This is a genomic window from Patescibacteria group bacterium, assembly GCA_041651155.1.
GTDB lineage: Bacteria > Patescibacteriota > Patescibacteriia > CAIXNZ01 > CAIXNZ01 > JAPLYF01.
This window is the reverse complement of sequence record JBAZJU010000005.1, coordinates 89,312-99,193: the sequence shown is the minus strand read 5'-3', so window position 1 is coordinate 99,193 and position 9,882 is coordinate 89,312. Positions and strand designations below refer to the sequence as shown.

Here is a 9,882-nt window from a genome sequence, read left to right as displayed (position 1 = left end):
GTTTTTTTTGTCATAATAACGGTAATTTTAATGAATTATCCCCTTAAGAATAGGATAATTCCTGATATTCTTCCAACCTTAGAGAAAATCCAATATTCTTAGCAGTCGCAAAAGGGGACGCTATCTTGACTTTATTGCGCTTTAAAGTTACAATAAAATATTCTATAATAAAATTAAAGGTTTAATAGGTTTTAAAAGAAAAAAGGATATTCTGCTAATAGGCTAAATATCTTTCCCTTTACCTCTAAGCAATTTTTCCTGTGAAACCTTAAAACATTTTTCCTTTAAACCCATACTCCTATAAAACATTTAAAACCTCTGATCATTTTCCCTATGCCGGAACGCGAAGTAAAATTTAAAAATTTAATCAAAACAATTAAGGATTATATCCCAAAAGCTGACTTGGAATTAGTTGAGCTGGCTTATGGTTTTGCCAAAGAAGCTCATGCAGGCCAAAAAAGATTAACTGGTGAAGATTATATTTTTCACCCCTTAGCCACAGCCCAGACTTTGGCGGACATGAAATTAAGCCTGCCTATTATTATTGCTGCCTTGCTGCATGATGTGCCGGAGGATACAAATGTACCTTTATCAGAAATTGAAAAAAATTTTGGCACTGAAGTCGCCGGCTTAGTTGAAGGCATTACAAAATTAGGATCAATTAAATACCGCGGCATTGAACGTTATATTGAAAATCTAAGAAAAATGTTTATTGCCATGGCCGAAGACTTGCGCGTAATTTTAATTAAATTTGCTGATCGTTTGCATAATTTAAAAACATTATATGCTTTGCCTCGCAATAAACAAATCAGAATTGCTTCTGAAGTACTGGAAATCTATGCTCCGATTGCTAATCGCTTGGGCATGTATGAAATGAAAGGCAATCTTGAGGAAGAGGCTTTTAAATATCTTTACCCCAAAGAATATAATTGGCTGAAAAAATTAATTGAAGAACAAACCAAGGTCAAAGAAAAGTATCTTGATAAGGTAGTGCATTTTGTTAAAGAAGAATTAAATAATGAAGGGCTTGAATTTTTAGAAGTTAAAGGCCGCGTCAAGCAATTGTACAGCCTGTACCAAAAACTGATCAAGCATAATAAAGATATTAACCGCGTTTATGATTTTGTAGCCTTAAGAATCATAGTTAAAGATGTGCCGACCTGTTATGCTGTCCTGGGCATTATCCATAAAAAAATGAAGCCGCTCAAAGGCCGCATCAAAGATTACATTGCCCAGCCAAAACCCAATGGCTATTCTTCTTTGCACACCACTGTTTTCACCACTGATGGTGAAATTATTGAAATCCAGATCAGAACCAAGGAAATGGATGAAGATGCTGAATTTGGCATTGCTGCCCATTGGCATTACGATGAAAAGGGTTCACTTAAACTAAGCAGAAAAACAAAATGGATTGAGGAATTAACCAAATGGCAAAAAGAGCTGACAGCGAATCAAAAATTTTTAGAAAATTTAAAAATTGACGTTTTCCAGGACAGAATTTTTGTGTTTACGCCCAAAGGCGATGTTATTGATCTGCCTAAAGGCGCTACTCCGATTGATTTTGCTTATTATGTGCATACTGATGTAGGCAATCAATGCACTGGTTCTCTTATAAACAATCATATCGCCAGTCTGGATACGCCTTTAAAGAGCGGGGATGTGATTGAAATTCTGACTGATAAAAACCGCAAATATCCAAGCTCTGACTGGTTAAAATTTGTTAAAACTCCCCAAGCAAAAAGTAAAATAAAAAGCATCCTGGCAAAAAGGACGCTGATTGATAGATTCTTAAAAAAGTAAACAATTAGATTATTCTAATTTATCCAAAATTTCTTTAGCTTGCGCATTGTCCGGCTGCATTTCTAAAATTTTATTTAATTCTGCTTTGGTTAAATCCAATTTATTATTATCACGATAAATCAAAGCTAATTCTAATCTAATTTCATTATCCAAAGGATTTAAGCTTAGATATTTTGTTAAAACCTCAATTGCCATATCAACTTTATCTTGGTTAAGATAAAGTTTTTTTAGACTCAATACAACCAATTTTTGGCTGGGATCCAAATCAAAAGCTTTGGCAATATTCAGCAGAGCTTGCGGTTCATCTCCTATTTCCTGATAATAAAGGCCCAGATTAAAATAACCTAAAACATAATTATTTTTAAGTTCAAGACTCGTATCCAAATCAGATTTAACATCCTTAAGTAAAACAGCCATGGCTGCTTGTTTATCAGCTGCTTGTAATTTGCCCTGCTTTAACAAATCATACTGCTCAAAATTCAATAGTGCGCGATCAATGTGTAATTCTGGATTTTTAGGATCAAAAGCTAGTAACTTATCTAATATTTCTTTTTGCTGATCAATAAATGGCAGACCCATATTTTTTAAAGCTGTATAATTTTGCTGTAAAGCCAAATAATCATCACGGCTTAATTTCTCTTTTTGCATTACCGCGCTCAAATTATTTGTAATCTGGGTTAGTAAATTTTCAGCTTCAACTGACTGACCATTTTTTTGCGCAAACACCAGTTTGCTTATTAATAAATTATCCAGGGTTAAATTATAATCAAGACGCAGTGGGTTATATTTTATAGCTTGCTGTATTTTTGATTCACTCCAGTTATAGTCTTCAAGAGCTGCATAATTTTTAGCTATTGCCTGATTTATATAGCTGTCAGCTAAAATTATTTTAAAACCAAAATAACCGAAACATAAGATTAAAATTACTAAGGCATAAACCATTAAATCTAAAACATACTTATTAGTAAAAATTTTACTCCAAGCAACTGGCTGGATTAAGCTTACTCCCAAACCTAATAATAAGAATAATAAGTAACCTGAAAGGAAATCAAAATTTATTAAAAACCCATAGATTATTAGGGCAATTAAGCCGGTACTAATAATTATGGCTAAATAAAATCTTTCCGAGGACAAGCTGTCTAAAATTTCAAACCTTTTGACAAAACTGAAAAATTTTTTAAAATACGAGCCTAGAATAATAATCATAATCAATAGCCCTAATGCGCCTGTGTTATTCAATATCTCCAGCCAGAAATTAGAGTTTTTAGCAAAGCTAAACTGCCACAAATTTGTAAGATTAAATGCTAAAGGCCTATATTTAAAAAAACTAAAGGCAAAATTTTGCGGACCGACACCTAAAATAAAATTGTCAGCCAAGCTTGCTTTTGTAATTTGCCAGCCAAAGGCTGCGGGCAAGCTTAATTGAACAGGACTAATTAAACCTAGCCAATTGCTCACTGGTAAAATCAGAGCGAGCACAGTTAAAAAAAGCAGGCAAGTTAATGTTATCACCAATTTATTGGAAAAGTGCTGCGAACGAAACGAACTAATTAAAATAAAAAAGAAAATTGTTAAAATTAATATTAGCAAGATATTTTGATTACTCGTAACGAAAAGGCTGACTAAAAAAACCAAGCTAAGTATAAAAGTTAAAATTTGAGTAGTTTTCTTTTTGGCAAGCAATATTAAAGCAGTATTAAAAATCAAAGCCAATAAAACAAGAAAGTAAAAGCTATTGGCTGAATTTCCCAAAAGCGAGGGCAAAGGATTTAAAGCAAAAATTCCCAGGACACTGCTTATAATTAATAACAAAGAAGAAACCGTCAGGCAATAAAAAATTGTCTTTATTTCTTGAACTGTTTTTATAAACCTGCTGGTCAAAAAATAAAACAAAGTCAAAAAGACAAATGTCAAAAAAGAAAAATCAATTTGTAAATATCTGCCCAAAAAGCTCTGATAAGCATCAAAAGAAAATAGACTCGCTAGAAAATAAACAAGCAAAAATATGATAATGGGAATATCCAGCCACTTTGTTTGAAGATTTAACTTTTTTGTTATAAATATTTTTACGAGCCAAAAAATACAGCCTAAAACTACCAGCAGGTAGAACAATATCACTTTACTATATTCTAAAAATTGCGTAGTTAAAGGAATAAAAAAAAGGGGCAGAAGCAATGCTCCCCCATAGATAGTTAAACGGATTAATTTTTCTAAAAATAACTCCTGAAAATCTTTCAGGTAAACCAAAGAATTTCTCAGATAATTAATTAGCTTCATATTACTCCAGATCTAATAATTTTTTATAAATATCATTCAGATCATCTTGAGAATGATAAAAGATAACTAGTTCGCCGCCTTTGCCCTGATTTTTTATACTGACTTTATGACCCAAAAAATTTCTTAATTTTTCTTCTTTTTCTAAAATCACCGGATCGGTTTGTAATGTCCTCACATGACTTTTCACCCTGACTTTTTTAACTTGGCTTTCTGCTTCCCTGACAGTCATCTGATTATGTACGATCTTTTTCAAAAGATCCAATTGTTCTTTTTCATTAGCCAAAGCAGCAATTGTGCGGGCGTGCCCCTCGGAAATTTTTTCATCCAAAATCGCCTTTTGCACTTCTTCCGGTAAAGCTAAAAGCCTTAAGGTATTGGCAATCGTAGATCTTTTTTTACCGATTTTTTGTCCGACTTCTTCCTGCGACAAATTAAATTCATCAATTAGCCGCTTATATGATAATGCTTCCTCAATCGGATTTAAATTTTTTCTTTGTACATTTTCAATCAAAGCTAATTCTAATTTTTCCTGTTCTTTTGCTTCCCGCACCAAAACTGGCACTGTTTTTAAATTCAAGACCTGGGCAGCGCGAAATCTGCGCTCGCCGGCAATTAATTGATAATTATTATCCGCAGTTTTAGTGGTAATTAAAGGTTGAATAATGCCATATGATTTGATGGATTCAATCAAATCTTCAAGTTCCGCATGGTCAAACCTTTTTCTCGGCTGTTGCGGATTTAATTGGATTTTTTCCAGCTCAACTTGCCAGATCCGGTTTTTTTCATCAATTTTATTAATTTCCTCATTGGAAAATTTAGTCGCAATTGGTTTTGAGGGCAATAAAGAATTCAAACCCCTTCCTAATGGCATAATAAATGATATTAGTTGATTAGTAATTAAAAATTAGATATCGTAAATATAAAATTAAAATTTTTTCTTATCCCTACTTTCCATTTTCCAATTTCCAATTTCTAAAAATAATTGGTATTAGTTAAATCAATAATCTCTCGCGCCAATCTTTCATAAGCTTTGGCGCCTTTTGATTTAGGATCATATTCTAAAATTGTTTTACCATAACTTGGCGCCTCAGTTAAACGCACATTGCGCGGAATAACTGAACGAAAAATACGATTGGGAAAATATTGGTAAAGCTGATGTAAAATTTCTTCAGACAAATTATTTCGTTTATCAAACATGGTTAAAACAGCGCCTAAAACTTCTATATTAGGGTTTATATTTTTAACAAGACTAATGGTATTGATTAGTTGGCCCAAACCTTCCAAAGCGTAATATTCTGCTTGGACTGGAATTAAAAGCTTTTCTGCGGCTACCAAACTGTTAATAGTTAAAAGGCCTAAAGATGGAGGGCAATCAATTAAAATATAATCATAGTCATTACGAATCGGCAGTAAGGCTTGTTCAAGCTTAAATTCCCGATTTTCCAAATTAACTAATTCCACATTTGCTCCGGCTAAATTTAATGTTGCTGGCACGATTTTATAGCCGGAAATTGTAGTATTTAAAACAACATCCCGCAAATTATGAGAACCAATTATTGCTTCATAAACACCCTTGTCCAGACTATTATAATCTATGCCTAAACCGCTCGTGGCATTGGCCTGCGGATCCATATCAACTAACAATACAAATTTGCCCAAACTAGCCAAATAAGCAGCCAAATTAATGGCAGTTGTTGTTTTGCCGACTCCCCCTTTTTGATTAACTATTGAGATTATTTGACCCATATTTTTTATAAAGATACCTTTATTCTACACTATTTTAAGAATTTTGCGAAGCCCTGCAATGACCGACACTTTAGGATAGTCTAATGCAGGGTAAAATTGACAAAAGCCAAAAATTTAGATAAAATAAGTAATATTTAAGCCCTGCCGCCATGGCGGAATTGCTTGCCTGCCGGTAGGCAGGGCAGACGCGCACGACCTGCCTGCCGGCAGGCAGGCTCAAAATCTTTTTCATATGTATTATGTTTACGCCATAAAAAGTAAAAACAAAAATTATATTTATGTAGGGATTTCAGATAATCCAGCACGAAGAATCAAGCAACACAATCTTGGATATAATAAAACTACCAAACCTTATAAACCATTTGATATTATATTAATTGAAGAATACCCGAACCGATTAGAAGCCAGAAAAAAAGAAAAATATTTAAAATCTGGTTGTGGTAAAGAATTTTTAAAAAATCTACTTTAAATACATGCCGCCATGGCGGAATTGGCAGACGCACAGGACTCAAAATCCTGCGGGAGCAATCCCATGTCGGTTCGACCCCGACTGGCGGCACATAACAACCATACTAGCACGACCTGCCTGCCGGCAGGCAGGCTCAAAATCGTGTGGAAGTAATTCCATGTCGGTTCGACCCCGACTGGCGGCACATAAAATTAAATTTAAAAATTATGAGTAAAAAAATTTTAGTTTTGGGCATTAACGGCTCGCCACATAATGCTGGCACAACAGGCAGATTATTAAAAAATTTTCTAGCTAAGTTTAAAAAATCTGGCGCTGAAACCAAATTAATCAATCTCAAAGATTACAAAATTAATGCTTGTAAAGGCTGCTATAGTACTGACCCTAAGACTTGTAAATATCCTTGCATCCAGAAAGATGGCATGCAAAAAATTTATCCTCAACTGCTTAAAGCAGATGCAATAATTTTTGGCACACCTATATATTGGTTCAATATGAGCGGACTAATGAAAAACTTTTTTGATCGTTTATGCTGCCTGGCTGCCAATGGCTATTTAATGGAAGGTAAAATTGGGGTCTTTTTTTCAGCCTCCAAAGAAAATGAAGGTGGCAGGCTAAATGCGTCATCATCAATGGCGCTTGCAGCCAATCATCTTGGCTTATTTATTCCGCCATACGGCATCATGTATTATCCGGCCAAAGAAAAGGTAGTAACTAATGGCAAAGTAAAATGGGATGAATGGATTTATGAGGACGAAGCTAAAATTGCAAAAAACTTAATTTCTTTATGCCAATTTTTACAAAAAGCCAAGTATCAATGGTAGTCAATTAAGCCTTGCCAAAATCGTATTTTTAGGCTATAATTTTTACATAATAGTTTATTGCCAAATAAACTATTTTTGTTATAATCAAGCCAGGGTAGCTCAGTTGGTTAGAGCGCGGGACTCATAAGCCCGAGGTCGAGAGTTCAATTCTCTCCCCTGGTACTCTAAAATAAAAAATATGTTTTTAACAGTTCATGGCGCAATTGGCATAATAATCGGCCAACGCATCCAAAATCCCATCTTCGCCTTTTTTCTTGGCCTAATCGCCCACTATATTTTTGATGCAATCCCGCATGGCGACAGCAGGACACCCCAAAATTGGAAAGGCATGATGTTTTTAATCAGCGCTGCTGCTATTGATATCTTAACTCTAGGTTCTCTGCTTTTGATTTTTTACCAAAGGATAGAATTTCTTAAACCGAGTGTTTATTGGGCGTTTTTTGGCAGCCTTCTCCCAGATTTTTTTCAGGCAATATACCTTACTTCTAACAAAAAATTTTTAAAACTGCATCAAAAACTCCATAATTTTTTCCATTTCTTAATAGCCAAAAAATATGAATGGAAATTTACAACAGGACTAATCTTACAAATTATCTTCTTTATAATTTTACTTACTTTTATTGTTTAATATGTTACTCTCGGTTCATGCTACAGTCGGTGCAATTATAGGCGAAAATGTTAATACTCCGCTTCTAGCTTTTGTTTTAGCTTTTATTTCCCACTTTTTTTTGGATCTTATTCCTCACGGTGATCAACAATTAATTAAAGCATACCGCAATGATTTTAAAAACAAAGGCATGCTGTATTTGATTATCTTTGATATTTTTTCCACAATTATTCTACTAACTCTGCTTTTCTATTTCCATAAAATATCTTTTAACGCCAATGTCTTATGGGGAATCACAGGCGGAGTTTTACCGGATATTATGGTCGCGGCTTATGAAGTTTCAGAAAAATATTTTAGACGTACTCATAAATTTCACGATTGGACCCATAATCGTTTACACTGGACCATTTCCCTAAAACTTGGGATTCTTGTCCAAATTATTATTATTTATTTAATCTTGCGTTAAATAATTAAAAAAACAGCGCTGCGACGCAGAGTTGTTTTTTTGTTGCGCCTTATTTTAATGATTCGTAAACTGCCAAGGTTTTTTTTGCGCATTCCTGCCAGGTAAAATTCTGGGCAATGCCCTGGCTTTTTTTTGCTAGTGATTTCCTTAATTCTTTGTCTCCAACAATTTTTTGCATCGCCTCTTTTATCGCCTGAACATCGTAAGGATCAATTAATAACGCATTATCAATAACTAATTCGGGAATTGAGGCAACATTAGAAGTTATAATCGGCACGCCTAAATTCATAGCTTCAATAATCGGCAAACCAAAACCTTCATATAAGCTTGGATAAGTCAGAGCAATTGCTTTTTTTAGCAAATATACTTTTTCTTCCAAAGTTATATAGCCAAGATAAATAACTTTATCATGCAAGCCAAATCTATCTATTGCTTCAAAAATCGGCTCGTATTTCCAGCCTTTTTTGCCTGCCAAAATTAATTTTATATTTTTATCAGGAGCGGTTTTGATAAATTCAGCAAAAGCCTCAACTAATCTGGCTAAATTTTTTCTAGGTTCAAGTGATCCAATAAACAAAAAAAATTGATCTGCAAGCTTAACCTTTTCGCTAAGCTTGCTCTCATCAATTGAAATTTTCGTATAATCCTCAACTCCTTCATAGATAACTTCAATTTTTTCTTTTTTTACCCCAAAAAGCTTTATCAAATCATCTTTGGTGCTCTGTGAAACTGCTATTATTTTTCTGGCTTTGGAAAAACTCCAGGGCATTAGTATCCTTAAATTAAAAAATTGTCTGCCGGGGAACCATTCAGGATGCTTATAAACTGCCAAATCATGCACAGTAATCAGAGACTTTTTAAAATGAAAAATGGGAATTATATTAGCAGGATTATGATAAAGATCCAATCTATACAATCGTAAAATTTGCGGGATAAACCAATGGCGGTAAAAAAAAGGAATCTTGCCAATATTTTCCAAACCAGGGAAATAAACTATTTTTACATTAGGCTGCTCAAATTCCGGAACTTTAATCCTGTGGTCATAAAAAAACAAAACATATTCATTTACCTTATCCATATCTAATAAGTATTTAAGCAAATAATAAGTATAGTGCCCGACACCGGCCAGTTCGCCAAATTGAGTATTTAAAATTGTTCGACAGTCAATGCCGATTTTCATAGTAGTTTTATTTAAATAAATTTATGGTTCCAAGAGTGCTAAAAGTCAAAAATGTAACAATTATTGCAGCGCAAAAAATTCCTAATAGTATATAAATTGCCGCTTGTTTTTTAGGAATTTGAAATAAAAACGCTGCCAAAGCTCCTGTCCAGGCGCCTGTCATTGGTAATGGTATTGCCACAAAAATTGCCAGCGCCAATAAACCATATTTTTCATAATTCCCTGCAAATTTAATTCTGGTTCTTTTAAATAGCCAGGTAAAAAAACTTTTAAAAATTCTGGAATGTTTCATTAGAAATTCAGTAAACGGTTCAACAAAATAAAGTATAAAAAAAACTGGCACAATATTACCCAATATTGAAAAGAATAGAGCCTCCCAGAGTGATAATTTATAGGCGGTTATTGCTAGCGGCAAAGCTACCCTTAATTCAGCGACGGGAATCATGGCAATTAAAAAAGTAGCAAATTGAGGAGAAATATTTTTAAATATTTCTATATAATTAAGATCAAACATAA

The 9,882-nt window shown here is 33.8% G+C and carries 11 protein-coding genes and 2 tRNA genes; 7 read left to right on the top strand and 6 right to left on the bottom strand.

Going from position 1 to position 9,882, the window contains the following annotated elements:
* The first annotated feature begins 333 nt into the window (after positions 1 to 333).
* A complete protein-coding gene (locus tag WC460_04755; GenBank protein MFA5188642.1) occupies positions 334 to 1,800 on the top strand; it encodes a RelA/SpoT family protein in 1,467 nt (488 codons plus the stop codon).
* A 9-nt stretch (positions 1,801 to 1,809) separates the two neighbouring features.
* Here the strand turns inward: WC460_04755 and WC460_04750 are convergent, their stop codons facing one another.
* The 4 genes from WC460_04750 to WC460_04735 all read right to left on the bottom strand — a co-directional run bounded on the left by WC460_04750 (position 1,810) and on the right by WC460_04735 (position 6,055).
* Positions 1,810 to 4,077, bottom strand: coding sequence for a hypothetical protein (locus WC460_04750; protein MFA5188641.1), 2,268 nt, complete (start codon positions 4,075 to 4,077; stop codon positions 1,810 to 1,812).
* Position 4,078: 1 nt separating this feature from the next.
* A complete protein-coding gene (locus tag WC460_04745) occupies positions 4,079 to 4,948 on the bottom strand; it encodes a ParB/RepB/Spo0J family partition protein (protein MFA5188640.1) in 870 nt (289 codons plus the stop codon).
* A gap of 101 nt (positions 4,949 to 5,049) precedes the next feature.
* On the bottom strand, positions 5,050 to 5,823 hold the full coding sequence (locus WC460_04740) for an AAA family ATPase (GenBank protein MFA5188639.1): 774 nt from the start codon (positions 5,821 to 5,823) through the stop codon (positions 5,050 to 5,052).
* 70 nt (positions 5,824 to 5,893) lie between these two features.
* On the bottom strand, positions 5,894 to 6,055 hold the full coding sequence (locus tag WC460_04735) for a hypothetical protein (protein MFA5188638.1): 162 nt from the start codon (positions 6,053 to 6,055) through the stop codon (positions 5,894 to 5,896).
* On the opposite strand from WC460_04735, the gene WC460_04730 reads away from it, so the two are divergent.
* The 6 genes from WC460_04730 (at position 6,056) to WC460_04705 (ending at position 8,186) form a co-directional block, all read left to right on the top strand.
* The gene (locus tag WC460_04730; protein MFA5188637.1) at positions 6,056 to 6,292 is read left to right on the top strand and encodes a GIY-YIG nuclease family protein; all 237 of its coding nucleotides are present in this window, start codon (positions 6,056 to 6,058) and stop codon (positions 6,290 to 6,292) included.
* 6 nt (positions 6,293 to 6,298) lie between these two features.
* Positions 6,299 to 6,382 (top strand) — tRNA-Leu (locus WC460_04725).
* Between the two features lie 116 nt (positions 6,383 to 6,498).
* Positions 6,499 to 7,113: a flavodoxin family protein gene (locus tag WC460_04720; GenBank protein ID MFA5188636.1), complete on the top strand. Its 615-nt coding sequence runs from the start codon at positions 6,499 to 6,501 to the stop codon at positions 7,111 to 7,113.
* Between the two features lie 88 nt (positions 7,114 to 7,201).
* A tRNA-Met gene (locus WC460_04715) sits at positions 7,202 to 7,275 on the top strand.
* A 16-nt stretch (positions 7,276 to 7,291) separates the two neighbouring features.
* A complete protein-coding gene (locus WC460_04710; GenBank protein MFA5188635.1) occupies positions 7,292 to 7,741 on the top strand; it encodes a hypothetical protein in 450 nt (149 codons plus the stop codon).
* A gap of 1 nt (position 7,742) precedes the next feature.
* On the top strand, positions 7,743 to 8,186 hold the full coding sequence (locus WC460_04705; protein MFA5188634.1) for a hypothetical protein: 444 nt from the start codon (positions 7,743 to 7,745) through the stop codon (positions 8,184 to 8,186).
* Between the two features lie 49 nt (positions 8,187 to 8,235).
* Here the strand turns inward: WC460_04705 and WC460_04700 are convergent, their stop codons facing one another.
* Both WC460_04700 and WC460_04695 read right to left on the bottom strand, forming a co-directional pair.
* Positions 8,236 to 9,366 carry a glycosyltransferase family 1 protein gene (locus WC460_04700; GenBank protein ID MFA5188633.1) on the bottom strand — a complete coding sequence of 377 codons (1,131 nt, stop codon included), beginning with the start codon at positions 9,364 to 9,366 and terminating at the stop codon, positions 8,236 to 8,238.
* A gap of 7 nt (positions 9,367 to 9,373) precedes the next feature.
* Positions 9,374 to 9,880: a small multi-drug export protein gene (locus WC460_04695; GenBank protein MFA5188632.1), complete on the bottom strand. Its 507-nt coding sequence runs from the start codon at positions 9,878 to 9,880 to the stop codon at positions 9,374 to 9,376.
* Between the last annotated feature and the right edge of the window lie 2 nt (positions 9,881 to 9,882).

Excerpts from the sequence above, each read along its gene's own strand:
- WC460_04755 (MFA5188642.1), top strand. The coding sequence starts at position 334 with ATGCCGGAACGCGAAGTAAAATTTAAAAATTTAATCAAAACAATTAAG.
- WC460_04750 (MFA5188641.1), bottom strand. The coding sequence starts at position 4,077 with ATGAAGCTAATTAATTATCTGAGAAATTCTTTGGTTTACCTGAAAGAT.
- WC460_04745 (MFA5188640.1), bottom strand. The coding sequence starts at position 4,948 with ATGCCATTAGGAAGGGGTTTGAATTCTTTATTGCCCTCAAAACCAATT.
- WC460_04740 (MFA5188639.1), bottom strand. The coding sequence starts at position 5,823 with ATGGGTCAAATAATCTCAATAGTTAATCAAAAAGGGGGAGTCGGCAAA.
- WC460_04735 (MFA5188638.1), bottom strand. The coding sequence starts at position 6,055 with ATGAAAAAGATTTTGAGCCTGCCTGCCGGCAGGCAGGTCGTGCGCGTC.
- WC460_04730 (MFA5188637.1), top strand. The coding sequence starts at position 6,056 with ATGTATTATGTTTACGCCATAAAAAGTAAAAACAAAAATTATATTTAT.
- WC460_04720 (MFA5188636.1), top strand. The coding sequence starts at position 6,499 with ATGAGTAAAAAAATTTTAGTTTTGGGCATTAACGGCTCGCCACATAAT.
- WC460_04710 (MFA5188635.1), top strand. The coding sequence starts at position 7,292 with ATGTTTTTAACAGTTCATGGCGCAATTGGCATAATAATCGGCCAACGC.
- WC460_04705 (MFA5188634.1), top strand. The coding sequence starts at position 7,743 with ATGTTACTCTCGGTTCATGCTACAGTCGGTGCAATTATAGGCGAAAAT.
- WC460_04700 (MFA5188633.1), bottom strand. The coding sequence starts at position 9,366 with ATGAAAATCGGCATTGACTGTCGAACAATTTTAAATACTCAATTTGGC.
- WC460_04695 (MFA5188632.1), bottom strand. The coding sequence starts at position 9,880 with ATGTTTGATCTTAATTATATAGAAATATTTAAAAATATTTCTCCTCAA.